This window comes from Micromonospora sp. NPDC049900, assembly GCF_044461025.1.
Classification (GTDB): Bacteria; Actinomycetota; Actinomycetes; order Mycobacteriales; family Micromonosporaceae; genus Micromonospora.
Genome location: NZ_JBITKM010000022.1, coordinates 26,259 through 51,609 on the forward strand (window position 1 = coordinate 26,259; position 25,351 = coordinate 51,609).

Annotated in this window: 25 protein-coding genes; 18 read left to right on the forward strand and 7 right to left on the reverse strand. The window is 71.9% G+C overall.

What is annotated here, in order from left to right; genetic code table 11:
* Positions 1-31: 31 nt before the first annotated feature.
* The 10 genes from ACIBMZ_RS28375 (at position 32) to ACIBMZ_RS28420 (ending at position 8,250) form a co-directional block, all read left to right on the forward strand.
* Positions 32-826, forward strand: coding sequence for a 2-keto-4-pentenoate hydratase (locus ACIBMZ_RS28375; RefSeq protein WP_396699004.1), 795 nt, complete (start codon positions 32-34; stop codon positions 824-826).
* A complete protein-coding gene (locus tag ACIBMZ_RS28380; RefSeq protein WP_396699078.1) occupies positions 823-1,767 on the forward strand; it encodes an acetaldehyde dehydrogenase (acetylating) in 945 nt (314 codons plus the stop codon). Before ACIBMZ_RS28375 ends, ACIBMZ_RS28380 begins: the two co-directional genes overlap by 4 nt.
* A gap of 38 nt (positions 1,768-1,805) precedes the next feature.
* On the forward strand, positions 1,806-2,867 hold the full coding sequence (gene dmpG, locus ACIBMZ_RS28385) for a 4-hydroxy-2-oxovalerate aldolase (RefSeq protein ID WP_396699080.1): 1,062 nt from the start codon (positions 1,806-1,808) through the stop codon (positions 2,865-2,867).
* Positions 2,864-3,637, forward strand: a complete 774-nt coding sequence (locus ACIBMZ_RS28390; RefSeq protein ID WP_396699006.1) for a 2-keto-4-pentenoate hydratase — start codon at positions 2,864-2,866, stop codon at positions 3,635-3,637. The genes dmpG and ACIBMZ_RS28390 overlap by 4 nt, the downstream gene beginning before the upstream one ends.
* A 291-nt stretch (positions 3,638-3,928) precedes the next feature.
* Complete coding sequence (locus ACIBMZ_RS28395; protein ID WP_396699082.1) at positions 3,929-4,393, forward strand: RidA family protein; 465 nt, start codon at positions 3,929-3,931, stop codon at positions 4,391-4,393.
* Positions 4,386-4,910, forward strand: coding sequence for a 3-hydroxyanthranilate 3,4-dioxygenase (locus ACIBMZ_RS28400; RefSeq protein WP_350700438.1), 525 nt, complete (start codon positions 4,386-4,388; stop codon positions 4,908-4,910). The genes ACIBMZ_RS28395 and ACIBMZ_RS28400 overlap by 8 nt, the downstream gene beginning before the upstream one ends.
* A 2-nt stretch (positions 4,911-4,912) precedes the next feature.
* Positions 4,913-5,929 (forward strand): amidohydrolase family protein, encoded by a 1,017-nt coding sequence (locus ACIBMZ_RS28405; RefSeq protein ID WP_396699008.1) that lies wholly within the window; start codon positions 4,913-4,915, stop codon positions 5,927-5,929.
* A gap of 99 nt (positions 5,930-6,028) precedes the next feature.
* The gene (locus ACIBMZ_RS28410) at positions 6,029-7,492 is read left to right on the forward strand and encodes an amidase (RefSeq protein WP_396699010.1); all 1,464 of its coding nucleotides are present in this window, start codon (positions 6,029-6,031) and stop codon (positions 7,490-7,492) included.
* A gap of 70 nt (positions 7,493-7,562) precedes the next feature.
* Positions 7,563-7,850 (forward strand): hypothetical protein, encoded by a 288-nt coding sequence (locus ACIBMZ_RS28415; RefSeq protein ID WP_396699084.1) that lies wholly within the window; start codon positions 7,563-7,565, stop codon positions 7,848-7,850.
* Entirely contained in the window at positions 7,837-8,250 is a 414-nt protein-coding gene (locus ACIBMZ_RS28420; protein ID WP_396699012.1) for a DUF5130 family protein, read from the forward strand. Before ACIBMZ_RS28415 ends, ACIBMZ_RS28420 begins: the two co-directional genes overlap by 14 nt.
* 111 nt (positions 8,251-8,361) lie before the next feature.
* On the opposite strand, the gene pepN is transcribed toward ACIBMZ_RS28420, so the two are convergent.
* Entirely contained in the window at positions 8,362-10,911 is a 2,550-nt protein-coding gene (pepN, locus tag ACIBMZ_RS28425; protein WP_396699014.1) for an aminopeptidase N, read from the reverse strand.
* A 242-nt stretch (positions 10,912-11,153) separates the two neighbouring features.
* Here pepN and ACIBMZ_RS28430 point away from each other — a divergent pair, with 242 nt between their 5' ends.
* The 3 genes from ACIBMZ_RS28430 to ACIBMZ_RS28440 all read left to right on the forward strand — a co-directional run bounded on the left by ACIBMZ_RS28430 (position 11,154) and on the right by ACIBMZ_RS28440 (position 14,599).
* Complete coding sequence (locus tag ACIBMZ_RS28430; RefSeq protein WP_396699086.1) at positions 11,154-11,753, forward strand: disulfide bond formation protein DsbA; 600 nt, start codon at positions 11,154-11,156, stop codon at positions 11,751-11,753.
* A gap of 816 nt (positions 11,754-12,569) precedes the next feature.
* Complete coding sequence (locus tag ACIBMZ_RS28435) at positions 12,570-13,775, forward strand: DUF1015 family protein (protein WP_396699016.1); 1,206 nt, start codon at positions 12,570-12,572, stop codon at positions 13,773-13,775.
* A gap of 356 nt (positions 13,776-14,131) precedes the next feature.
* Positions 14,132-14,599, forward strand: coding sequence for a ribose-5-phosphate isomerase (locus ACIBMZ_RS28440; RefSeq protein ID WP_396699018.1), 468 nt, complete (start codon positions 14,132-14,134; stop codon positions 14,597-14,599).
* A 137-nt stretch (positions 14,600-14,736) separates the two neighbouring features.
* Here the strand turns inward: ACIBMZ_RS28440 and ACIBMZ_RS28445 are convergent, their stop codons facing one another.
* Both ACIBMZ_RS28445 and ACIBMZ_RS28450 read right to left on the reverse strand, forming a co-directional pair.
* Positions 14,737-15,066, reverse strand: a complete 330-nt coding sequence (locus ACIBMZ_RS28445) for a hypothetical protein (RefSeq protein WP_396699019.1) — start codon at positions 15,064-15,066, stop codon at positions 14,737-14,739.
* A 19-nt stretch (positions 15,067-15,085) separates the two neighbouring features.
* Positions 15,086-16,318 carry a GNAT family N-acetyltransferase gene (locus ACIBMZ_RS28450; protein WP_396699021.1) on the reverse strand — a complete coding sequence of 411 codons (1,233 nt, stop codon included), beginning with the start codon at positions 16,316-16,318 and terminating at the stop codon, positions 15,086-15,088.
* Positions 16,319-16,433: 115 nt separating this feature from the next.
* Between ACIBMZ_RS28450 and ACIBMZ_RS28455 the strand changes: the two genes are divergently transcribed.
* A complete protein-coding gene (locus ACIBMZ_RS28455; protein ID WP_396699023.1) occupies positions 16,434-16,973 on the forward strand; it encodes a hypothetical protein in 540 nt (179 codons plus the stop codon).
* 205 nt (positions 16,974-17,178) lie between these two features.
* Here the strand turns inward: ACIBMZ_RS28455 and ACIBMZ_RS28460 are convergent, their stop codons facing one another.
* The 3 genes from ACIBMZ_RS28460 to ACIBMZ_RS28470 all read right to left on the reverse strand — a co-directional run bounded on the left by ACIBMZ_RS28460 (position 17,179) and on the right by ACIBMZ_RS28470 (position 19,573).
* The gene (locus tag ACIBMZ_RS28460) at positions 17,179-18,408 is read right to left on the reverse strand and encodes a S8 family serine peptidase (protein WP_396699025.1); all 1,230 of its coding nucleotides are present in this window, start codon (positions 18,406-18,408) and stop codon (positions 17,179-17,181) included.
* A gap of 96 nt (positions 18,409-18,504) precedes the next feature.
* Entirely contained in the window at positions 18,505-19,191 is a 687-nt protein-coding gene (locus ACIBMZ_RS28465; RefSeq protein WP_396699027.1) for a DUF1028 domain-containing protein, read from the reverse strand.
* 100 nt (positions 19,192-19,291) lie between these two features.
* Positions 19,292-19,573: a hypothetical protein gene (locus tag ACIBMZ_RS28470; protein WP_396699029.1), complete on the reverse strand. Its 282-nt coding sequence runs from the start codon at positions 19,571-19,573 to the stop codon at positions 19,292-19,294.
* Between the two features lie 48 nt (positions 19,574-19,621).
* Between ACIBMZ_RS28470 and ACIBMZ_RS28475 the strand changes: the two genes are divergently transcribed.
* Positions 19,622-20,440, forward strand: coding sequence for an aminoglycoside N(3)-acetyltransferase (locus ACIBMZ_RS28475; protein ID WP_396699031.1), 819 nt, complete (start codon positions 19,622-19,624; stop codon positions 20,438-20,440).
* Positions 20,441-20,569: 129 nt separating this feature from the next.
* Here ACIBMZ_RS28475 and ACIBMZ_RS28480 read toward each other — a convergent pair whose 3' ends face one another.
* Positions 20,570-20,914: a winged helix-turn-helix transcriptional regulator gene (locus ACIBMZ_RS28480; RefSeq protein ID WP_396699032.1), complete on the reverse strand. Its 345-nt coding sequence runs from the start codon at positions 20,912-20,914 to the stop codon at positions 20,570-20,572.
* Positions 20,915-21,002: 88 nt separating this feature from the next.
* Here ACIBMZ_RS28480 and ACIBMZ_RS28485 point away from each other — a divergent pair, with 88 nt between their 5' ends.
* The 3 genes from ACIBMZ_RS28485 to ACIBMZ_RS28495 form a co-directional block, all read left to right on the forward strand.
* Positions 21,003-21,893, forward strand: a complete 891-nt coding sequence (locus tag ACIBMZ_RS28485; RefSeq protein ID WP_396699034.1) for a pirin family protein — start codon at positions 21,003-21,005, stop codon at positions 21,891-21,893.
* Positions 21,894-21,914: 21 nt separating this feature from the next.
* Entirely contained in the window at positions 21,915-22,853 is a 939-nt protein-coding gene (locus ACIBMZ_RS28490; RefSeq protein ID WP_396699036.1) for an NmrA family NAD(P)-binding protein, read from the forward strand.
* A 503-nt stretch (positions 22,854-23,356) separates the two neighbouring features.
* Positions 23,357-25,351: tetratricopeptide repeat protein (locus ACIBMZ_RS28495; protein WP_396699038.1), on the forward strand; the 1,995-nt coding region annotated here is incomplete at its 3' end.

The following is a 25,351-nucleotide window of genomic DNA, read 5'->3' on the forward strand; positions in this document are numbered from 1 at the left end:
GTGGCGGGTCCGAGCGTAGCGAGGAGCTGACATGACCGTTCACCACGATCGAGCCGCCCGGGAACTGATCGAGGCCCGGGAGAGCGGGAAGCCCTGCCCGCCGCTGCGCGGGCGGCTGCTGCCCGAGGGGGACGTCGAGGCGGCGTACCGGGTGCAGCAGGTCCAGGTCCGCGAGTGGCTGGCGTCCGGGCAGCGCCGGGTGGGCGCGAAGGTCGGGCTGACCTCCCGGGCCGTGCAGGAGGCGTTCGGCGTGTACGAGCCGGACTTCGGTGTCCTCACCGACGTCATGGCGGTGCCCGACGGGGCCGAGATCGCCCTGGACCGGCTGCTCCAGCCCCGGGTCGAGGCGGAGATCGCCTTCGTGCTCGGTGCCGACCTGCCCGACGCCCGGGTCACCACCGTGGACGTGCTGCGCGCCGTGGACCACCTGCTGCCGGCCATCGAGGTCGTCGACTCGCGGGTCGCCGGGTGGGACATCTCCATCGTGGACACCGTCGCGGACAACGCCTCCAGCGGACTGTTCGTGCTGGGCACCTCGCCGCGCCGGGTGAGCGACGTGGACCTGCGACTGGCCGGGATGGTGCTGGAACACGCCGGGGAACCGGTGTCGGTCGGCGCCGGGGCGGCCTGCCTCGGCAACCCGCTGCACGCGCTGGCCTGGCTGGCCGGCACGCTGGCCCGCGCCGGTGACCCGCTGCGCGCCGGCGACGTGGTGCTCTCCGGTGCGCTCGGTCCGATGGTGCCGGTGACGCCCGGCGCGACGTACGAGGCGCGCATCTCCGGGCTCGGTTCGGTCCGGGCCTGTTTCGCGAAGGAGGCGTCCTGATGGCCGGCGTGGCGGTGATCGGGTCCGGCAACATCGGCACCGATCTGATGATCAAGGTGCTCCGCTCGGGCGGTGACGCCGACGGCGGCCTGCGGATGGTGGCGATGGCCGGCATCGACCCGGCCTCCGACGGCCTGGCCCGCGCCCGTCGCCTCGGCGTGGCCACCACCGCCGGGGGCGTGGACGGCCTGGTCGCGATGCCCGAGTTCGCCGACGTCGACCTGGTCTTCGACGCCACGTCGGCCGGCGCGCACCGGCACAACGACGCGGTGCTGCGCAGCCACGGACGTACGGTGGTCGACCTGACCCCGGCCGCCATCGGCCCGTACGTGGTGCCGCCGGTCAACCTCGACGAGCACCTGCACGAGACGAACCTGAACATGGTGACCTGCGGCGGACAGGCGACCGTGCCGATCGTGGCAGCGGTCCGCCGGGTCACCCCGGTGGCGTACGGCGAGATCGTCGCCTCGATCGCCTCGCGGTCCGCCGGTCCCGGTACCCGGGCCAACATCGACGAGTTCACCGAGACCACCGCCCGGGCGATCGAAGTGGTCGGCGGCGCGGAACGCGGCAAGGCGATCATCGTGCTGAACCCGGCCGAGCCGCCGCTGCTGATGCGGGACACCGTCTACTGCCTCTGCCCCGACCCGGACGCCGACCGGGCCGCCATCGCCGAGTCGGTCGCCGCGATGGTCGCCGAGGTGCAGGAGTACGTCCCCGGCTACCGGCTCAAGCAGGACGTGCAGTTCGACCGGGTGGACGCGTACGTGCCGACGCTCGGTCGGCACCTCACCGGCGTACAGGTGACGGTCTTCCTGGAGGTCGCCGGTGCCGGGCACTACCTGCCCGCGTACGCCGGGAACCTGGACGTCATGACGTCGGCCGCGCTGCGGACCGCGCAGCGTCTGGTCGCCCTGCGCGCCGAGGGGGTGCGGGCGTGAGTACGACGAACGGTGGGACGGTCGTGGACGAGAGTCCGGTGACCGAGCTGTACATCCAGGACGTGACCCTGCGCGACGGCATGCACGCCATCGCGCACCGGTACACCGTCGACCAGGTCCGCACCATCGCCGCCGCGCTGGACGCCGCCGGGGTGGCCGCGATCGAGGTGGCGCACGGCGACGGCCTCGCCGGTTCCAGCGTCAACTACGGCCACGGCGCGGCCAGCGACGCCGACTGGATCGCCGCCGCGGCCGAGGTGATGACCACCGCCAAGCTGACCACCCTGCTGCTGCCCGGCATCGGCACCATCGCCGACCTCAAGGCGGCCCGCGCGCTCGGCGTGACGAGCGTCCGGATCGCCACCCACTGCACCGAGGCCGACATCTCCGCCCAGCACATCTCGTGGGCCCGCGAGAACGGCATGGACGTCGCAGGCTTCCTGATGATGTCGCACATGAACGACCCGGCCGGGCTCGCCGCCCAGGCCAAACTGATGGAGTCGTACGGGGCGCACTGCGTCTACGTCACCGACTCCGGCGGCCGGCTGCTGATGTCCGACGTGGCGCAGCGCGTCGACGCGTACCGGCAGGTGCTGGCGCCGACCACGCAGATCGGCATCCACGCCCACCACAACCTCTCCCTGGGGGTGGCCAACAGCGTGCTGGCCGTCGAGCACGGACGCGTCGTCGGCGCCGACCCGGTCGGCCCGGACGCCCCGCACGGGCGGACCGTCCGGGTGGACGCCTCGCTCGCCGGAATGGGCGCCGGGGCCGGCAACGCGCCGCTGGAGGTCTTCGTCGCGGTCGCCGAACTGCACGGCTGGAAGCACGGCTGCGACGTGTTCGCGCTGATGGACGCCGCCGACGACATCGTCCGCCCGCTCCAGGACCGGCCGGTCCAGGTGGACCGGGAAACCCTCTCCCTCGGCTACGCCGGGGTCTACTCCAGCTTCCTCCGGCACGCCGAACGGGCCTCCGCCCGCTACGGCGTGGACGTCCGCTCCATCCTGGTCGAACTCGGCCGGCGGCGGATGGTCGGCGGACAGGAGGACATGATCGTCGACGTGGCGCTGGACCTCGCAGGGCAGGAGAAGACATGATCGGGCCGGACATCGCCGGGATCGCGGCGACACTGGACCGGGCGGCCGACACGGCCACCGCCGTACCGCAGGTCGCCGCCGAGGCCGGTCTCGACGTCGACGCCGCGTACGCGGTGCAGGCCGCGCTCGTGCAACGCCGCCTCGACCGCGGCGAGCGGCTGGTCGGGCTGAAGATGGGGCTGACCAGCAAGGCGAAGATGGCCCAGGTCGGTGTGGACGAGGTGATCTGGGGACGGCTCACCGACACGATGCGGGTCCCCGACGGCGGCACCGTCGACGTGACCGGCTTCATCCACCCCCGGGTCGAACCCGAGGTCGCGTTCCTGCTGGACCGGCTGCCCGAACCCGGCGAGCCGGTCGGCGACTTCACCGACGCGGTCCGCGCGGTCGCCCCGGCGATCGAGCTGATCGACAGCCGGTACGCGAACTTCACCTTCTCGCTGCCGGACGTCATCGCCGACAACACCTCGGCCGGCGCGTTCGTGATCGGCCCCTGGTCGCCGGTGCCCGACGGGCTGGACAACCTCGGCGTACTGCTGGAGGTCGACGGACGAGTGGCCCAGGTCGGCTCGACGGCGGCCATCCTCGGCGACCCCCGTCGGGCACTCGACGAGGGCATCCGGCTCGCCGGTGGGCACGGCGTACGGCTGCGGGAAGGGTGGGTGTTCCTGGCGGGGGCGGCTACGGCGGCGGTGCCGTTGCGGGCGGGGGTTCGGGTGCGGGCTGTCGTCGAGAAGCTTGGTGGTGCTTCGGTTCGGGCTGGGTCGTGATGTCGTTGTTTTCGGGGTCGGGGTCGGGGTCGGGGTCGGGGTCGGGTCTCGGTCTTGGGCCTGGTTGCGTGGTGGGGGTTCCGGGCAGCCCGACCGGCTCCGGGCGGTCAGGCTTGATCCCTGCGCCGGTCGGGCTGCCCGGAACCCCTGACGTGGTTGGCGTTCGCGTCGCTCCGCCCGGTGAGGTCGTGGCTGGGGTGGTGGGCGTTTGCGTTGCTCCGCCCGGTGGGGGTGCGGCTGGGGTGGTGGGCGTTCGTGGTGCTTCGTCGGGTGGGGGTGCGGCTGGGGTGGTTGGGGTTCGCGTTGTGGTGGGGGTGGGGTGTGGGGGCTGAATCGGGGCGGGTGGTTTCCGGGAAGGCGGTGCCTCGGGGGGCCTTTCCGCACGTGAAGGTGGCCGGGGGGTTCGTGTTCGTGTCCGGGACGTCGTCGCGGCTGCCGGACAACAGCTTCGCCGGAGTGTCCGTGGACGAGTTCGGGACCACCGACCTGGACATCCGGGTGCAGACGCGCGCCGTCATCGAGAACATCGGTGACCTGCTGCGGTCCGTCGGCGCCGAGTTGACCGACCTGGTGCAGGTGACGTCGTACCTGGTCAACATGAACGACTTCGGTGGGTACAACCAGGTGTGGGCGGAGTTCTTCGACGCCACCGGGCCGACCCGGACGACCGTGGCCGTGCACCAGTTGCCGCATCCCCACCTGCTGATCGAGATGCAAGCCGTGGCCCTGCTTCCCGGAGGAGGTAGTCGTGAGTGAGATCGCCGAGCCGTTCAGCTTTCCCGGCTGGATCGCCGACAACCAGCACCTGCTCAAGCCGCCGGTCGGAAACAAGGAGATGTTCCCCGGCTCCGACGACTTCATCGTCATGGTGGTGGGTGGGCCCAACCAGCGCACCGACTTCCACGTCGACCCGTACGAGGAGTTCTTCTACCAGGTCAAGGGCAACATGCACATCAACCTGATGACCCCGGAGGGGCCGCGTACGGTGCACGTGCGCGAGGGTCAGATGTGGATGCTGCCGCGCAACACCCCGCACTCGCCGCAGCGGCCCGAGCCCGGCTCGATCGGCATGGTGGTGGAGCGGGTACGCGCCGAGGGGACGCTGGAGAAGTTCCAGTGGTACTGCCCCGAGTGCGGGCACAAGGTGCACGAGGTCGAGTTGCAGGTCCGCGACATCGCCGCCGACCTGCCGCCGGTCTTCGGCGCGTTCTACGCCGACGAGGCGGCGCGGACCTGCGAGCGGTGCGGCACGCTGCACCCGGGCAAGGGCTGACGATGGCGGCACCCACCGTGGTGGACGTGCACACCCACGTCGTACCCAGGGGATGGCCGGACCTCGCCGCGGCCTGCGGCGGGTCCGGCTGGCCCTGGCTGCGGGTCGACTCGGAACGCGCGGCCATGATCATGGTGGGGGAGACCGAGTTCCGGCCGATCGGCGCCGAGTGCTGGGACGTGCCGACGCGGCTCGCCGACATGGCCGCCGACGGGGTGGACGTGCAGGTGGTCTCGCCCACTCCGGTGTTCTTCGGCTACGACCGTCCGGCCGAGCAGGCGGTCCGGGTGGCCCGGATCTTCAACGACCTCACCCTGGAGGTCACCTCGGCCGGTGGCGACCGGCTGCTGCCGTTCTGCCAGGTGCCGTTGCAGGACCCGGACGCCGCCTGCGCCGAACTCGACCGCTGCCTGGCGGCCGGGCACGTGGGCGTGGAGATCGGCAACCACGTCGGTGACCGGGACCTGGACGACGCCGGCATCGTGGCGTTCCTGACCCACTGCGCCGAGGTGGGCGCGCCGGTCTTCGTACACCCGTGGGACATGCCCGGCGGGCCCCGACTCGACCGGTGGATGGCGCGTTGGCTGACCGGCATGCCCGCCGAGACGCATCTGTCGGTGCTGTCGATGATCCTCGGCGGCGTGTTCGACAGGGTGCCGCCGACGCTGCGGATCTGCTTCGCGCACGGCGGCGGCAGCTTCCCGTTCTGGCTGGGCCGCGCCGACAACGCCTGGCACCGCCGGGGCGACCTGGTGCGCGGTGCCTCCGCCGCCCCGCCCAGCAGCTACCTGGACCGGTTCTACGTCGACTCGGTGGTCTTCTCCACCCCGGCGCTGCGCCTGCTGGTCGACACCATGGGCGTGGACCGGGTGCTGCTCGGCAGCGACTACCCGTACCCGCTGGGTGAGCGTCCGGCCGGCCGGGTGGTGCACGAGGCCGACTTCCTCACCGACGCCGAGCGCGCCCGGCTGCTCGCCGGCAACGCCCTGCACTTCCTGCAAGGAAGGGCACCCTACTAACGCCTCGTGCATAGCAGGGGTCCCCTGCTTACACCCCCGGCCGCGCCTTTCCGGCGCGTGACGGGTGCAACGGACCTGGTCGGACGGCAGGATGACGACATGGCCGAGCCGCACGACCTGACCGCGCTGGAGCAGGCCGCCGCGATCGGTCGTGGCGAGTCTTCCAGCCTGGAACTGGTCGAGCACTACCTGCACCGGATCGACGCCCTCGGCGACACGGTCGGCGCCTTCGTCACGGTCACCGCCGACGCGGCGCGCGAGGCCGCCCGGGCGGCCGACGCCACCCCGCCACCCCGGCGCGGACCGCTGCACGGCGTGGGCACCGCGATCAAGGACCTGACGCTGACGGCCGGCGTCCGCACCACCTTCGGCTCGGCCGCCTTCGCCGACCTGGTCCCGCCGGTCGACGCCGACGTGGTGCGGTTCGTCCGGGCCGCCGGCCTGGTCAGCCTCGGCAAGACGACCACCTCCGAGCTGGGCTGCTCGCTCTACTCCGAGGGGCTCGTCGCCCCGCCGGCCCGCAACCCGTGGGACCTGGCGTACACCGCCGGCGGCTCCAGCGGCGGCGCGGCGGCGGCGGTGGCGGCCGGTCTGGTGCCGGTGGCCCAGGGCTCCGACGGCGGGGGATCGGTACGCATCCCGGCCGCCCTGTGCGGTCTGATCGGCTACAAACCGAGCCGGGGCGTGGTGTCCGGCGGTCCGCTCGGCTCCGGCGCGTTCGGACTGCCCACCAGCGGGCCGATCGGTCGTACCGTCGCGGACGTGGCCGCGTTCCTCGACGTGCTCGCGCAACCGGTGCCCGGCGAGCCGTACCTGCCGCCACCGCCGCCGGTCGGCGGCCACCTGGGCGCCGCCCGCGCGGCCGACCCCGGACGGTTGCGGGTGGGCCGGTTCACCGCGCCGATGCTCGCCGACGAGCCGGTCCACCCGGACTGCGTCGCCGCGGTGGACCGGGCCGTGACGCTGCTCACCGCCGCAGGCCACGAGGTGGTCGAGGTGCCACCGCCACTCGGGCCCGAGGTCTGGCCGCTGTTCGAGGTCGTCTGGTACGTCCTCGCGCTCGCGCCGGTGCCGCCCGAGCGGGAGGCCGACCTGCTGCCGCTGACCCGCTTCCTGAGGGCGCGGGGCGGCGGGATCTCCGCCGGGACGCTCAGCGCCACACTCGGCGAACTCCAGGCACAGGTACGCCTCGGCGCACGCCGTACCGCCGACTGTGACCTGCTGCTCTGTCCCACGTTGGCGGCCCCGCAGGCACCCGTCGGCTGGTTCACCGAGGGGCGTACGCCGGAGGAGGACTTCGACCTGCAACGGCGGTTCTCCCCGTACTGTGCGGTCTTCAACGTCACCGGCCAGCCGTCGGTCTCGTTGCCCATGGGGGTGACCGCCGAGGGGTTGCCGGTGGGCGTGTTGCTGACCGGTCGGTACGGCGAGGACGCGAGACTGATCGCGACGGCTGCGCAACTGGAGGGTTCGAGTGGCGGGTGGGATCGCCACCCGCCGGTCTGGCGGGGCGTGGGCTCCGCTAACGTGAATGGCAGCGGAGTCGGGAGGTCACCTCGGTGACCCGCCACCCGGCCCGGTCGAAGTTCTCTCTTTCCGCCTGGGGGCGTTGGGATTGTCTGTAACCGACACCTTGCTGGTCTTCGTCGGCATCCCGGTAGCCGTCGTGCTGGTGATCGCCGGCCTCGTCTACGCGGGCAGCCGCGGCGGTAGCGGCGGCGGTGCCAAGCGGTACCGGCCGGGCCGACCCTTCAGCTTCACGCCGGTGTGGTTCCTCGGCAAGCCGGAGGAACTGGCCGACTCGGCCGGCACCGCGCTGGCGGCGGGGGCACAGGCGCCCGCGCTGAGCAGCCGCAAGCAGGAGCAGGCCGGCGTCGAGGCGCCGGCCGGTGGGACCGGAGGCGCAAGTGACCGTTGGTGAGAAGCAGCCCGAGACCGGTGCGGGCACTCCGCCCGACGTGCTCGACGGCCCGTTCTCGACCCGCCAGTTGCTGCGCATCGACGAGGCGCTGCGTCTGGCCGACCAGACCACCGGCTTGACCTTCTCGGTCTTCGTGGGTGGCCTCGACGAGCCGGTGCGCGAGCACGCCGAGCGGCTGCACCGGCAGCTCGCCGACCCCGACCGTTCGGTGCTGATCGCGGTCTCGCCCAACCAGCGGCAGTTGGAGATCGTCACCGGTCGGCACGCCCGCAAGCGGGTGCCGGACACGTACGCCAAGATCGCCGCTCTGTCGATGGTGGCCTCGTTCGGCGGCGGTGACCTGGCCGGCGGCATCATCCAGGGGCTCGACCAGCTCTCCCGGTACGCCGGCAACGCCTGACCGTTCCCGTACGACGAAGCCCGGCCCCACCTGACGTGGGACCGGGCTCTCTCGTGTCCGTGCGGCGTTCCCGCCCGTGCGGCGGGCCGACCGGCCCGCCGCACGGGCGGGTCAGGCGCTGCGGGCGTCCCGGGCGCGGGCGGCGAGCGCCCGGACCACACCGTCGCGGCCCTCGGCCACCAGCCGGCGCAGCGGACCGGGGTGGCCCTCCTGCGCCAACCAGGCGTCGGTGGCCTCGACCGTGTCCTCGTCGACCAGGTACGCCGGGTACACCAGCATCGCGAACTCCTGTGCCGGCTCGCTGTCCCGGCGTGCCCAGACCTGCCCGACCGAGGCGAAGTACCGGTCCCGGTAGGGCGTGATCAGCTCGACCTGGGCCGGGTGACCGAAGCCCTGCAACAACGCCCGGTTCCGCCAGTTCGGCAGCGCCTCGGCACCGGTGAGCTGGGCCCACACCGCAGCCTTGTTCTCCGCGGTGGGCAGCAGGGCGTGCGCGTACGCGGCCTCCCGCTCGCCGCTGGAGGTCTTGTCGTCGGCCAGCTCGGCCTCGATCTCCGGCACACCGGCGACACCGTTGGCGACCAGCGCCTGGAGCACGCTCCAGCGCAGCTCGGTGTCGATGGTCAGCCCGGCGGTCACCTCGGAGCCGTCCAGCCAGCCGCGCAGGACCGCCAGGTCCTCCCCGGAGCGGGCCGCCGAGACGTACGCCCGGGCCCAGGCCAGTTGGAAGCCGCTGCCCGGCTCGGCGGCGGCGAGCGCGGTCCGCGCGGTCCGGGCCAGGTCGGCCCAGCCGGTCGGCGCCCAGTCCGGGTCGGCGTAGAAGGTGATGGCGGTGCTGACCTGGCGCAGCGTGGCGGTGACCAGATTGATGTCCCGCTCTGCCGGCAACCCGGCCAGCACCAGCGCCACGTAGTCGCGGGTGGCCAGCTCGGCGTCGCGGGTCATGTCCCACGCGGCCGTCCAGCACAGCGCGCGGGCCAGCGACGACTCGAAGCCGGCGATGTGCTGCACCACGGTCGCCATCGAGCGCTGGTCCAGGCGCAGCTTGGTGTACGTCAGGTCGTCGTCGTTGAGCAGCAGCACGTCGGCCGCCCGCACCCCGGCGAGTGCGGTCAGCTCGGTCGACTCGCCGTCGACGTCCACCTCGTACCGTTCGCGGCGCACCAGCCGACCGTCGGTGAGGTCGTACAGGCCGACGCCGATCCGGTGGGTCCGCAGCGTCGGGTGACCCTGCGGTGCCTCCTGGCGGACCAGGACCTGCTGGTACGTGCCGTCCTCGCCGATCGTCAGCTCCGGACGCAGCGTGTTGACCTGCGCCGTCTCCAACCACTGGGTGGCGAAGGTGCGCAGCTTGCGCCCGGAGGCGGTCTCCAGCTCGGTGAGCAGGTCGTCGAAGGTGGCGTTGCCCCAGGCGTGCTTGGCGAAGTACGCCCGCAGACCCGCCAGGAACGGCTCCTCGCCGACGTACGCCACGAGTTGCTTGAGCACGCTGGCGCCCTTGGCGTACGTGATGCCGTCGAAGTTGACCTCGACCGCCTCCAGGTCCGGCATCTCGCAGTACACCGGGTGGGTGGAGGAGAGCTGGTCCTGCCGGTATCCCCAGTTCTTCCGGATGGACAGGAACGTCGTCCACGCCTCGGTGAAGCGGGTGGCGTGCGTGTTGCACCAGTGGCTCGCCCACTCGGCGAACGACTCGTTCAGCCACAGGTCGTTCCACCAGCGCATGGTGACCAGGTCACCGAACCACATGTGCGCCAGCTCGTGCAGGATCGTGTTGGCCCGCTGCTCGTACTCGTAGTCGGTCACCTGCGAGCGGAACAGGTAGTACGACTCGGCGTGCGTGACGCAGCCGAAGTTCTCCATCGCGCCGGCGTTGAAGTCCGGCACCCAGACCTGGTCGTACTTGGGCAGCGGGTAGCGCACCCCGAACTGCTCGTGGAAGAAGTCGAAGCCCTGCGTCGTGATCAGGTTCAGGTCCTCGGCGTCGAGGTACTGCGCCATGCTGGCCCGGCAGAAGTAGCCCAGGTCGATGCCGTCGTGGGCGTACCTGACCTCGTGGTAGGGCCCGGCGCAGAGCGCGGTGATGTAGGTGCTCATCCGCGGTGAGGTGGTGAAGTGCAGGGTCTTGAGACCCTCACCCGCCGCCTCCTCGCGCTCCACCGGCATGTTGGAGACGACCTTCCAGTGCTCCGGGACGGTGGCGTGCCAGGTGTAGACGCTCTTCAGGTCGGGCTGGTCGAAGCAGGCGTACGTGCGCTGCGCGTCGGCGGTCTCGAACTGCGAGTAGAGGTAGGTCTCGCCGTCGACCGGGTCGACGCTGCGGTGCAGACCCTGCCCCGAGGTGGAGTACGCGAAGTCGGCGTCGACGACGAGAGTGTTCTCCTCGGCCAGGCCGGTCAGGGTCAGCCCCTTCTCGGCCGACCAGTCGGTCAGGTCGACCGGGTCGCCGTTGAGCGTCGCCGAGCGTACCGAGTCCGCGGCGACCTCGATGAACGTGCTGGCGCCCGGCTCGCTGCACCGGAAGCGCACCTCGGTGGTCGATCGGTAGGTGCGGCCACCGGCCGCGTGTACGGCGCTGGACAGGTCCAGGTTGATGTCGTACCCGGTCACGTCGAGCAGTCGGGCCCGCTCGGTCGCCTCGACCTGTGTCAGGTTGCGCACTCCCGGCACGTTCGTCTCCATCCCACTATCGCCGCACGTCACGGTCACCTCAGCCGTCGACCGCTCGTGACGGCCGGTCCGAGCCTGAGTCTTCCATGTGTCAAGAGCCGTCGGTGGGCGAGGTCACGCGGTCCAATACCGGCCGATCGCAGCGATGCGGAGTAAAGATGCGTGATAGGCCGGTCGAATCGGCATCTCCGTTGCGAAGGGACCTAAACGTGAACGAGCGTGCCAGCGTCGACATGTGGTTCGACCCGATCTGCCCATGGGCGTGGATCACCTCCCGATGGCTGCTGGAGGTGGAGCGGGTCCGCGACATCGACGTCCGCTACCACGTGATGAGCCTGTCGGTGCTCAACGAGGGGCGGGAGCTGCCCGAGGCGTACCAGGAGATCATGAAGACCGGTTGGGGCCCGGTCCGCGTCTGCATCGCCGTCGGGCAGCAGTACGGCCCGGACGCCGTGCGGAACCTCTACACCGCCATGGGTACCCGGATCCACCTCGGCAAGGAGAAGCGCGGGCCGGAGCTGTACGCCGCCGCGTTGACCGACGCCGGGCTGGACCCGGCGCTGGCCTCGGCGGCCGACGACACCACCCTGGACGCGGCGCTGCGGGAGAGCCACGAGGCGGGGATGCGCCCGGTCGGCACCGAGGTCGGCACCCCGGTCGTGCACGCCCCGGGTCCGGACGGCAAGCAGGTCGCCTTCTTCGGCCCGGTGGTCACCCCGGCCCCCAAGGGCGAGGCCGCCGGCCGACTCTGGGACGGCGTGATGCTGGTCGCCGGTACGCCCGGCTTCTTCGAACTCAAGCGCAGCCGCGACATCGACCCCATCTTCGACTGACCTCGACTCCCGTGAGCCCCGGCCCGAGGGCTCCCGTGAAACGAACGGCTTTGGTGAAAGGAAGGGTCCCCTGCTAACGCCTCCGGTAGAGCAGGGGACCCCTCCTAACGGCGGTGCCGCCATGCCGTCGGCGGCTCGCGTCACCGCTGGCTCCGTGGGCTCGTTTGACCAGGTGTCCGTAGCGGCGATCCGGCAGCGCGTAGCCACGGTTGCCGTCCGCGCACCGCAGCTCGTGGAGGTAGCCATGGCCAAGCACCGTGCGCCCGTCGACGACCTTCAGTGGTGGGAGGAACGCGGCAGCGGCACGGAGCGGAAGGCGGCCGACCTGCGCTGGCCCGCCCCCAGAAAGGGACCTGCCGACGTACTGGACCGGTTGTCGACCGGTTCGGGTGTGGTGGGCGTGGCTCGGGTGCCCGCCACCTCCCGCCTGACCCCGCCGGACCGCGATCTGCGCGATCAGGGCCCACCGCCAGGTCGGGCCGCCCGCCGCGTTGTCGACGCCCGCCCGCCGATTACAAGCGTGCGCCCGTCGCCGGCAGACGCCCTTCCACGGGTGACAGGCGTGCGTCGGTCGCCAGCGGACGCCCACCCGCCGGCAGTAGTCGTCCGCCCGCCGGCGTCGGCCGCCCCCGGGCGGCATCAACGGCGCACCGAGCCTGAGCGTTAACAGGGGTCCCCTGCTCTACACGAGGCGTTAACAAGGTGCCCTTCCTTGCGCCGAGTTGCCGCCGAGCTGCCGCCGACCTGCGGCCAACTGGTGGACGGCTTGCGGGTCGGCGGGGGGCGCGGTCACCGCCGCCGGTAGCGTCAGCGGACATGACGGTCGTGCACCCGATCAACCGGGCCTGGATCACCACGGGCGGCACCGGCGCCCAGAACTACGACGAGTTCGCCGACGACGCGGAGATCACCGCGATCATCGAGGCGAACCCGCACAGTGCCCTCGGCATCGAGATGCCGCACCGGGCTCCGGAGAGCCTCGGCAAGTCCTTCGCCGACGCCCTGCCGGACGCGGTGAACCGGCTGGCCGAGGCGAAGGCCGACGGTAGTTACACACCGGCCGAGCAGGTGGTGGTGCTGTACCGCATCAGCGCCCCCGGTGAGGAGTCCGCGTACGGGCTGTGGGTGATGGTCGACACCGACCAGATCTCCACCCGCGCCGACGAGCCGGGTCTGGTCATCCGCAACGAGGACGTCTTCATCGCGAAGGTGCGCGAGCGCGTCGCCTTGGCCGAGACGCTGGGGCATCTGCTCTCGCCGGTGCTGCTGTTGCAGACCGGGCGGGGCGACGAGCTGCACGCCGCGTTGGCCGCCGCCACCGACGCCGCCGGTGCGCCGGCCGCCACCGACACCGACCAGTCCGGCCGTACCCACGCCATCTGGCTGCTCGGGCCGGGTCCGCGCCAGGACGAGCTGACCACGCTGGCCGGCGGCGGCGAGCTGGTCGTCGCCGACGGCAACCACCGCAGCCTGGCCGCCCAGACCGGCGGTCTGCCGCGCTTCCTGGCGGTCGTCACCACGCCCGCCTCGGTGGCCATCCAGCCGTACAACCGCCTGGTCAGCGAGCTGACCACCACGCCCGACGAGCTGCTCGACCGGCTGCGGGCCGCAGGTGCCGAGGTCACCGAGGTCACCGGCCCGGTCGAGGTCCCGGCGACCGGCGGCACCGTCGTGCTCCAGCTTCCCGGCCGGGCGTACGCGGTGACGCTGCCGCACACCGGCGCCAACCGGCTGGAGAACCTGGACCACGCCCTGGTCGAGCGGCTGCTGCTGCGCGACGCCCTGGGGCTGGACCCGGGCGACAAGCGGATCACCTACGTCGGCGGCGACTACCCGGCGAGCTGGCTGACCGGTGAGGTCGAGACGGGTCGGGCCGAGTTGGCGGTGCTCGTCGCACCGGTGACCGTGGACGACTTCGTCGCGGTCAACCTGGCTCGGGAGAAGATGCCGCGCAAGAGCACCTGGTTCACCCCGAAGGCGCGCGGTGGCCTGGTCGTCGCCGAGCTGGCCGACCGCTCCTGACCCGACGCCGTCCCGCCCGGCGCCCCGGCGCGACCGACCTCGGCCCCGCCCGTCATCACGGCGCGACCGACCTCGGCCCCGCCCGTCATCACGGCGCGACCGACCTCGGCCCCGCCCGTCATCATGGCGCGACCGACCTCGGCCCGGCCGTCGTCACGCGATCTCGGCCCCGCCCCGCCGTCACGGCCGAGCGGGGCCGAGGCGCGTTGCGGGCCGGTGCGCGCCGTCACCGGCGAAGGACCGCCGGGGGTGTGGAATCGGTCCCGCAGTGAGAGTCGGGAATCGGGTTCCCGCTCAGCGGGTCGGGGTGCGGCCCCCGCTCGGTACGCCGGGGCGGGCCTGACAGACTGCCCGGTATGCGCGTCTACCTGGGATCCGATCACGCCGGTTTCGAGCTGAAGGTGCACCTGGCCAACCACCTCGCCAAGGAGGGCTACGAGGTGGTCGACGTGGGTCCGCACGCCTACGACCCGGACGACGACTACCCGGCCTTCTGCCTGCACGCCGGCGTTCGGGTGGTGGCCGACGAGGGCAGCCTGGGCGTGGTGATCGGCGGCTCCGGCAACGGTGAGCAGATCGCCGCGAACAAGGTGGCCGGGGTGCGGGCGGCGCTGGCCTGGAGCGTGGAGACCGCGCAGCTCGGGCGGCAGCACAACGACGCCAACGTGGTCGCCGTCGGCGCCCGCCAGCACACGCTGGACGAGGCGACCGCGATCGTCGAGGCGTTCCTCACCACCGCGTTCTCCGGCAGCGACCGGCACGCCCGCCGGATCGCCCAGGTGGCCGACTACGAGCGTACCCACCAGTTGCCCGACCTGCCCTGAGCGTGCGGCGGCCGGATCGACCGGGGTGCCGCACAACGATGGGTTCGGCCCGGACGGGCCGCCGGGCCCGGAGACGCCTCGGCCGCCGACTCCGGCCGGAATCGCCAGGCGTATCGGCCGTCGGCCGAAGGGCGCCGTCAGCGCCGGGGGAGTTCGTCGCGGGGGGTCCAGTTCCGGCGGACGATGACCATCCGGGCGGCCGCCTCGGCCAGGTCCTCGTCGGTGGGCCGGGCGGCGTCCCGGGCACGCATCGCCGCGGTCACGTTGACCTGCGACGAGCCGGAGCCGACCAGTCCGCGTAGGCCCCGCTCGCCGTCTTCGGCCGAGCCGCCGCCGCGCCGTCCGCGCGGTGGCGGCTCACCGCCGTCGTGCACGTTCGCGGTGGTCGCCGTGGTGCCGCCGTCGGCGGGCGTGTCCTGCCCGCCGTGATGCCGGTGCCGTCGCCGTCGTCGCTCCGCGTCCGCCATCCCTTGACCGTACCCGCCGTCAGAACACCTCCAGGGCGGACGCGGCGCGGTGCCAGCCGAAGGCGGGACCGGCGGCGGCCAGCGCCCCGGGGCGCAACTCGCGTACCCGACCGGCGTCGGCCAGCGCGGCCAGGCCGACGCCGCCGAGGAACAGCTCGCCGAGGCACCGTACGTCGCAGGCGAGGTCGGCCGGGTCGTCGGTACGGGTGCACTCCGCCTTGTCCGGTCCACCGTGCAACCGCCACCGGCCGGTGTTCTCGGGCAGCAGGTCGTCGTCCACCTCGACGACCACGTCGACATCGGTGGCGTAGCGCCGGGCGGCGAGCGCGGCCGGCACGTCCACCACGCGTACCCAGAGTGCGTCGCTGACCTGGGCGACCAGCATGCGCGGTTCGTTCACCATCCGCAGCAGCGGCTCGTCCACCGCCGCCCGCCGCACCACCACCTGCCGGGTCAGGTCGATGGAGAGCAGCATCCGCCAGATCGCCCGGTACGCGGCCGGGGTGGCCGCCACCACCTCGTCGACCGTGGTCACGCCCTTCGGACCGGCGTTGTGCCACTCGCTCTTGGTGCGGAACAGCCCGTAGCCGTCGACTCCGTCCGGCCCCTCGTGCAGCACCACCCGCAGCTCGGTGGCGCCGCCGCGCTGCGGTTCCGGGTCCGTCAGCACGTACCGCCACCAGCGTTCGTCCCGCTCCGACCAGCCGGGACGGTCGCCGCGGACCCGGTCGTAGACCGTCGCGAGGTCGGCCTGCCGGTCGGTGGGCCGGTCCAGGCGGAGCCGGCCCTCGTCCGACGTCGGAGCCGGCAGGCGCAACTCGGTGGTCTCACCGTTGATCATCAACCGTTGGGCGGCCAGGCCGTACCCGAAGCGGGGATAGATCCGCCCCTCGCTGGCCCAGAGCACCGCGACCGGCTCCCGCCCGGCGTCGTGGATCTCCCGGAGCTGCCGGCGCATCATCGCGCTGAGCAGGCCCTGCCGCCGGTGGGTGGGCGCGACACCGACGAGCGTGACGTGCGCGGCCGGCACCTCGCCGCCGGGCACCCCCAGTTCCCGGCTGTACGCGGCGGCGCTGGCCACCAGCTCCGAACCGTCGCGGACCACCAGGGCGCGTCCCGGTTCGAAGATCGCCCGTTCGGTCTCGTGGGCCTCGGGGTCGACCGCGTGGTGGAACAGCGCGCCGAGGAACCTGCCGATGTCGTCGTAGTCCTCGGGGCGGCCGGTGCTGATGGTGGGAGCGAAGGTGTTCACCGCTCGTGTCTAGCTGATCGACGCGGGTCGGGCGACCGATTTGCGCGCTCGTTACTCTCGAAGTCTCCAGCGGTGGCCGGTGGCCGCCGCCGGTCCAGGGGGAGGGAACGACGACATGGCCGACCAGACGCAGCCGTGGGCGGAGCGCACCGTCGAGGTGCCGCCGCAGTCCGATGCGGGCATTCCGCCCCAACGTGACCCGTACCGGCGGGGTGTGGCCTCGGTCGGTGCCCGCGCGCCGCGCACCGAGCCGTTCCCGGTGGTGGACCACGAGCCCACCGGCACCGGCTGGCCGGGCGGGCCTGCGCCGCGCCGCCCGCTGAGCTGGCACGTGGCGCAGCTCAAGCGGGGCGGGGAGTGGAGTGCGGCCGGCGCGCTGGTCGCGTTCGTGTGCTGGGGGATCTGGGCGATCTCGGGCGGTGGTGATCTGGTCGGCCCGTTCCTGATCTTCATCCTGAGCCTGCTGGTGGGGGTCGGCCTGTTCGCGCTCACCCGGCTTCTCGGCCGGCTGGTGCTGGAACGGCAGCTCGGTCGGGTCCGCCGCAGCGCCCGGGGCGCGCACCTGGTCACGGCGGTCTTCCTGACCGGTCTGGGCCTCGCCTACCTGCAACAGACCCAGTGGATCGTGGACGCCTGGAACTGGCTGTTCAGCTAGCCCGACGCCGCGACGAACACCGGGCGGGCCGACCGTACGGCCGACCCGCCCGGAAGCGGTCGCGCAGCCCGCGACCGAGGTCGTCACTCCACCAGGACGGCTGCCTGCTTACCCGGCGTGACGCGGTTCATCCCCGGAGCACGGCACCCGTCCGTGCTCTCCGCACGTTGGGCATGCGCGGCGGGCCCCGGTGCCGTGCGGCCGGTCACGGACCGCAGTAGAGCAGGCGGTTGGGTGTGCCGCTGCTCACCCCGCCGACCACGCCGACCGTGGCCCGCCCGGTCAGGTAGGCGGCGACCTGCGCCGGGGTCCACCCGGGATTGGCCTGGAGGGCGAGGGCGGCACACCCGGCGACGTGCGCGGTCGCCGGGGAGCCGCCGCTGATGGTGGCGGTGGCGGTGTCCGTGGTGTGCCAGGTCGAGGTGATGGTCGCGCCCGGCGCGTACAGGTCGAGGCAGGAGCCGTAGTTGCCCGACGGCATCCGGGCGTCGGTGATCGTGGTGCCGGCGGTGGTCAACGCGGCCGGCACCCGACCGGGCGAGTAGGCGCAGGCGTTGCCGTTGGCGCTGCCGGCGGTCACCGCGTAGGTGATGCCCGAGGCGATCGAGTTGGTCACCGCCGCGTCCAGCGCGCTGCTCGCGGCACCGCCCAGCGCCAGCACCGCCACCGCCGGTCGGACCGCGTTCGCGGTGACCCAGTCCACGCCGCCGATCACCTGGGCGATGCTGCCGCTGCCCGCACAGGTGAGCACCCGCACCGGGTGCAGCCGGACGCGCTTGGCCACCCCGTGCAGCGTGCCGCCGACCGTGCCGGCGAGATGGGTCCCGTGCCCGTTGCAGTCGTCCGCCGGCAGGCCGTCCACCAGGTCCACGCCGGTGCCGACCCGCCCGCCGAAGTCACGGTGGGTGCCCCGCACCCCGGTGTCGATCACGTACGCGTGCACGTCCGGCGCGGTGTTCGGGTACGCGTACCGGCCGTCCAGGGGAAGGTACCGCTGGTCGATCCGGTCCAGTCCCCAGGACGGCGGATCGAGCTGCACCCCCGGGTCGGCCAGGGTCACGATCCGGTTCTGCTCGACGTGGGCGACCGCCGGGTCGGCGGCGAGTCGACGGGCGGCCGGCTCGCTCAGGCGTACCTCGAATCCGCGCAGCGCCGCGGTGAAGACGCGGTCGACGCGTCCGGCGTACCGGTCGGCCAGCCGGTCGGCGACGGCTGCCGGTGCGACGCCGGTACGCGTCGTGGCCTCGTCGCGGAGCACGACGAGGTAGCTGCCGGCGACGGCGGTGGCCGTGTCGGCGTACCTGATCTCGCCGGTGGCCGGTGCGGCGGCGGCCGGGGTGCCGGTCGGCGGGACCAGGACGGCGGCGGTGAGCAGGGCGGCGAGGGAGGCGCGGATGGCGGCCGGATGTGGCCGGTACGGACGGGGGAGTGGCATGGGTCCTCCTCCTGGCTGCGCCCCCGGGCCGGGTTCTCCGGCGGAGGCGTCGACGGTAGCCAGGATCGTACCCAGATATCCACAAGCATGGATTGATCAGGTGGTTCGGCCGAGGATCTCGCGGGCGGTCTCGCCCATCGGGTCCTCCCGGGTGGGCAGCTTCCGGATCGTCTCCACCATCTCGTCGTGGAAGACCTCGAACAGCCGGTGCAGCTCCTTCGCCGGGTGGTCGGCGTCGTCGACCCGCAGGTCCCAGAGCGGGTACGGCTGGTCGCCGATCACCGTCACGGTCGCCGACCGCGAACCCGCCCGGTCGCCGCCGGCCTGCTCGCCGACCTGGATCGCCCGCAGCAACCGCTCGGCCAACTCCAGCTCGGGGCTGTCCAGGAACACCTCCGCGATCTCGTCGAGCGGATCCGGCCCGACCAGCCGGTTGCCCTGCACCGCGTAGCCCGGCCCCACCAGGTGGCCGGACCAGTCCAGCGTGTGCCCGCCGGTGAAGGCGTAGGAGCGGCCCTGGTCGTCGACCATGCCGACCTGCCGTACCTCGCGACCCGGGTCCCGGGCCAGCACCTCGTCCATCACCTCCTGCGGCGACCGGCCCTCGGCGAGCATCGGCAGGCCGTCGTACGCCAGGATCGGGTTGGTCACGGCCTGGCTTGCCACGGCCCCGACACCGGAGCGGACATGGGTCACCAGCTTGCCGACTCCGGGCTTGGCGGTGAGCGCGGCGACGCCCAGCTCACCGGTACGCCGACAGCGGCCCACGATCGAGAAGGTCACGGCCGGTGCCTACCCGGTCGCGCCGTCCGGCACTCGTCGCCGTCCGGGTGACGGTCGCCGTACCTGCACCACTGTCGGCGTGCCGCCACAGCGGAGCCCGTCACTCCGCCAGGTAGCCGGTCGCCGGGTCGATCTCGGCGAGGAACTCCCTGATCGCCTGCACCAACTCGTCCCGGGTCAACGCGAGCCCACCCGAGTTGGTCAGTCCGAAGCCGTACTCGTGCGGCCCACTGAGCCAGTCGAAGTCGTACGACCCCGGCCGACCGGCCTGTGTGCTCACCCGGAACTGTTCCCCGTCGACGGTCAACAGCACCGACTCGCGGTCGTCGTGCTCCGGCCGCAGGTGCTCCGGCACCAGACCCGGCTCCGGCTCGTCCGACATGCCCGCTCCTCCCCGCCGAAACTGCTGTTCCGGCATAAACTACGTCCGATGGACCAGGCGAGACCGCACACCGTCCAGTCGATCAGCGCCGACCTGCACACGCTCGGCGTCGGCGCGGGTGACGTCCTGATCCTGCACTCGTCCAACCGCAGTCTCGGGTTCGTCGCCGGAGGCATCGAGGCTCTGGTGCACGCCCTGCTGGCGACGCTCGGTCCGGACGGCACGCTCGTCGTACCCACGCACACACCGCACAACACCGACCCGGCCGGCTGGCAGCATCCGCCCGTACCCGAGCCGTGGTGGCCGGTGATCCGCGAGCAGACCCCCGGCTTCGACCCGTCCCGTACGCCCAGCCGGTGGATGGGCGCCGTCCCCGAGGTGGTGCGCACCTGGCCGGGCGCCCGGCGCAGCACCCACCCGCAGTTCTCCTTCGCCGCCCTCGGCGCGGACGCCGCCGACATCGTGGCCGGGCACCGCCTCGACGACGGACTGGGCGAGACCTCACCCCTCGGCGCGGTCTACCGACGCGACGGCAAGATCCTCCTGCTCGGCTGCGGCTACGACTCCAACACCTCGCTGCACCTGGCCGAGTGGCGGCAGCCCTCGTCCCCACGCGCCGCCACCGGCTCCTCGGTCCGCCGACCGGACGGCACCAGCCACTGGACGACCTGGGTCGACATCGTCACCGACGAGAGCGACTTCGTCCGCCTCGGCGACGACTTCGAGGCCACCGGCGCGGCCACGATCGGCCGGGTCGGCAACGCCACGGCCCGCCTGATGTCCCAACGTGCGCTCGTCGACTTCGCCACCACGTGGATGACCGAACACCGCTACACCGAGAACGACGCCAGCCCGCGCCGGAAGTGACCATGAGGGTCAGGGCGGCGAGCAGGCCGCCGACCCGATCAGGGCGACAGCGGCAGGATGTCTGCGACGGTTACGTCCGCCTCGTGGATCGTCACGGGCATCACCGTGGCGGTGGAGCAGAACAGGACCTCACGCGTCGCCGCTCGGAAGATTCCGTTCGCTCCAGTCGGCCAGAGGTTGAAGGGCGGCGATCAGCTCTCTGGCGTCGGCGGTGAGGGCGTACGTGATCTGGACCGGGGTGCTGGGAACGACGGTCCGTGCGATGAGCCCGCGCTCCTGGAGTTGCTTGAGCCGCAGAGTCAGTTGCGGATCGGAGATGCCCGGAACGAGAGCCCGGTACTCCTTGAATCGGCGTGCCCCGCGTGCCCCGGCGAGCAGGATCGGCCCGTTCCAACGGGCGCCGATGACGGCGAGGGCACGCAGGATGCGGTGGCAGCCGTCCTCGTCGACGGTCGTGCTGGATGGCGAAGTCACTTCTCAAAAGTAAGCAACTTGGATGCCCTTTGCCAACGCCTGTCGGTAGGCGGGACGCTTCCTCCGACCGACGAGAGGCAAAGGCATCATGACCACACTTTCCGCACCGACGGCCCGGCGGGTCGATCGGGTCGTCGACCAGGTGGACCTCGGCCCGACGCCCATGTCAGCGCGCAGCACCCTGGCCATCGCCCCCGGCAACGACGCCTGGACCGACCCGTTCCTGCTGATGGGCGAGGAACTGGTCAACCAGCCGGGGTTCGACTGGCATCCGCACCGCGGACTGGAGACCGTGACCCTGGTCCTGGACGGTGCCCTCGAACACGGCGACTCCCTGGGCAACGCCGGAGTGCTCGGGCCGGGCGACGTGCAGTGGATGACCGCGGGCCGGGGCGTCATCCACCGCGAGGTCGCCGCCCGCGCCGAGCACGCTCGCGTGATCCAACTGTGGCTCAACCTGCCGTCGCACCTGAAGTTCGTCCCCACCGGTTACCAGGACCTCCGGGCCGGCCGGCAGGCCGTGTACACCGAGCCGGGCGTGCTCGTCCAGGTGATCTCGGGCGAGACCGGGACCGCACGCGGTCCGGCGATCAACCAGTGGCCCATCCTCGGTGCGCTGATCACCCTCGATCCGCGAACCGAATACCGGCAGTTCATCGACGGCGCCGAGCGCGCCTTCGCGTACGTGATCGCGGGGCGGCTGACGATCGGGGGGCGCTCCGTGGGTGCCGGACAGACCGCCTGGTCCGATCCCGTGACCGGTCGGGGAGACGCGACCACACTGATGCTGGCCACCGGCGACGGGGACGAGCGGACCACCGTGTTGCTGTTCGCGGGCCGGCCGATCGGTGAGTCCGTCGTCGCCAGCGGCCCGTTCGTCATGAACACCCGGGCCGAGATCGAACAGGCCTACCGCGACTTCCACTCCGGAAAGTTCGGCAGCATCCCTCGCCATACGCGCCTGCCTGCGGGCACCTGAGAAACCCGAGGAGCGACGACGATGACGACAGTCCTGGTAGCAGGTGCGACCGGAAGCCTCGGAAGCCTGATCGTCGAGAACCTGCTGGAACGAGGCGCCGACGTCCGGGCCCTGGTCCGCGGGGCTTCGAAGCACAAACTGCCGACCCACCCCCGCCTGACGCCGTACGTCGGCGACCTCACCGACGGCACCGCCGCACTCCTACCGCTCGTCGACGGCGTGGAGGTCGTGGTGTCCGCGGTACAGGGTGGCCCGGAGATCATCATCGACGGGCAACGGGATCTGCTGCGGGCGGCGGAACGCGCAGGTGTGCACCGGATGATCCCGTCGGACTTCTCGATTAACCTCCACGGGTACGGGTACGGGGTCAACGTGCTGTCCGACCTGCGCCGCACGTTCGCCGACGAGTTCGACTCATCGACGGTCGCGCGCACGTCGGTGTCGATCGGCGCGTTCCCGGAGTATTTTCTCGCCGACGTCCACGAGATCCTCGACCCGGCGGCGGGCACCTTCTCGGTGTGGGGCGACGGCACCCGCCCGATCGACATCACCACGATCCCGGACACCGCCGCGTACACGGCCGCGATCGCCCTCGACCCCCGGACCGCCGGCCGCGAGGTGCATGTGGTCGGTCAGCAGCTCTCCATGCTGGAACTTCGCAACGAGGTCGAGGCTGCATCCGGACGCCGGTGGAACCTGGTGCGCAAGGGCACCCTGCGGGACCTGCACGCGGAGATCGCCCGCCGCCAGTTCACGGCGTCCAGCATGTTCGAGTACCTGGCCCTGCAATACCAGATCGCCATGTTCGACGGGACGGCCTCGCTGCGGGACGTCCGCAACGCGGACTACCCGGACGTGCTGCCGACCTCGGTCGCCGCCTACCTGTCGGGCCCCGGCGCGGCACACTTCGCGGTGCCGGACGAGAACTGGCGGCAGGACGAGTGGCCCACCGCCGTCTGACCCGCTGAGCGGGAGGGCTTCGACGGTGACAGACCGGGCAACCACACGGCACGGAGGGCTGAAAGGAGAGCGGCCCAGGCTCGGCGAGAACGCCGTCGACCTGGGCCGGTGGTGCTGGAGCGGGCGACGAGAATCGAACTCGCACCGTCAGTTTGGAAGATCGTTTCCGGCTGTCATGATCTGCCCGGATCGCCTGGTCAGCGGTGGTGTGGTCATGCCCGATCATGACCGCTGTCGACCGCCGGGGACACGGGTTACTGGCACGTGGCTGGCACGGCCGGGCGGTGGCGGGTGGTTGTCCGGCGGCGTGTGGTTTACCGCCCCCGGCCCGACGGGCCGGGGGCGGCTTGCCGTGCCGCTGGCTCTCCCGCGCGCCTGGACCCCGGTACCCGGTGGCAAGCCGCGAAGCGGCGCGGCAGCACCTGGGTTTGAGGCGGTCGACCATTGGGTGGGTTTCGCTGATTCTGGTGGCCGATGGGCCGTCGCTGGGGTGATGCGGTTCAATGGGCGGTCAGCTAATGGTGATCTGGTCATGGCGGGGTGTGATCGCGTTGACGATGAGCTTCCGTGGTCAGCCGTGGTCGCGGCGGTTTGTGGCCCTGCTGTTCGTTCTGGTGCTGGTCCTAGTCGCGGTGGTGACCACGGTGGTGGCGCTGGCGGTCAACGAGGCGAGCAGCGACGAGAGTCAGTGGCCGTGGGGTCTGCATGTCATTCAGGACTATCCGTTCCCGTCGGTGTTGGTCCTGACGGTCCTGATCGCGATGTTGGGCGTCATGGTGGTATGGGTGCAGCGGGAGCGGGACGCTCGTAACGCTGGCTCTTCAATCGGGGCTGCGTCCGTTGTCGATGCTCCGCCGGCGTCAGAGGGCGTTGGCCTGCTCGGCGGTGCCGGTGGGGTGGATGCACCCCTGGGGGAGCTGCCGGTCGTCGTCCGGGGACGCGACGGTGTAGTCAATGACCTGCTGGCGCCGCCTGCTGCCCATTCGTCGCAGGTTCGGGTCTTGGTGGGGATGGGTGGTTGCGGGAAGACGACGGTGGCGTTGGCGGCCACGCGGGAGGCTCAGGCGTCGGGCTGGCGGGTGTGGTGGGTATCGGCGGTGGACGGGGCGACGCTGGTGGCCGGCATGTCGGCAGTGGCGCGGGAGGCGGGGGCGTCGGCAGAGGAGGTGAGGGACGCCGATTCGGATCTGACGTTGGCGGGGGTGGTGTGGGGTTGGCTGGATCGGATGCCTGGCCGGTGGTTGTTGGTCATTGACAATGCGGACGTGCCTGAGCTGCTGGCTCCGGCCGGTACGAGTGTGGCGGGCGGTCAGGGGTGGCTGCGGTCTGCCGGTGATGGGGTCGTGTTGGTGACCAGCCGGGTGACGGATAGGCGGGTGTGGGGGCAGCGGGCGGGGTGGTTTCCGCTGGGTGAGTTGGATCAGCGGTCGGCGGCGTTGATGCTGCTGGACCGGATAGGCCGTGCGGACGAGCCGGAGCTGATGAAAGCGGCCATGGCGGTGACGGATCGGTTGGGCCGGCTGCCGTTGGCGGTACACCTGGCGGGGTCGTATCTGGGGTCAGGGATGGCTGCAGTGGGGTTGGACGGTTACCTGCGGCTGTTGACGGATCGGTCGTTGAGCGTGGTGGATGAGGGTGCGCCGGGGTGGGGGGAGCAGGATCCGCGTCGGCTAATCATGTCGACGTGGGAGATCTCGTTGGACGCCCTGGAGCGGCAGGGGCGGGTACGGGCGCGCACCGTGTTGCGCGTGTTGTCGTTTCTAGGGCCGGGCTCGGTGGTGCCGGTGCCGATGCTGGACCCGTCGGTGTTGTCGGAAGCAGGGCTGCTTTCCGACGGGGATGAGGGTCGTGCGGAGATGGCGGCTGGGTTGGCGGGCCTGCGGGCGGTGGGCCTTATCGACGGGGCTTCGGTCGCGGTGGATGGTTCTGGCGACGGGCTGGTAGTGCATCCATTGGTGGCCGAGGTGTGCCGGTGGCGGGCTGAGCGCGACGGGCAACGACCGTCGCTTATGGCGACGGCGGCCGGTCTGGTCGTGGCCGCGAGTGCACAGCTAGACCCGGCTGATCCTGCCCACTGGAATGCGTGGCAGGTGCTTGCCCCGCACGCGAGAGTAGCGCTCGGTGTGATCGCCGAGATGAGCGAAGACCTGGGCGCCCGCGTGGTCGGTGCCAACAATGGCTTGACGCACCATTACGATGCTAAAGGCTCGTATCCGGCGGCTATCGACCTAGGCAAAGATGTCGCCGCCGCTGCCGCCGCAAGACTGGGTGTGGAGCATCCGGACACGCTGATGTCGCGGAACAACCTGGCCGCCGTCTACCAGGCGGCGGGGCGGTTGGGTGAGGCGATTCCGTTGTACGAGGCGACGCTGGCCGCACGTGAGCGGGTGCTGGGTGCGGAACATCCGGACACGCTGATGTCGCGGAACAACCTGGCCGCCGTCTACCAGGCGGCGGGGCGGTTGGGTGAGGCGATTCCGTTGTACGAGGCGACGCTG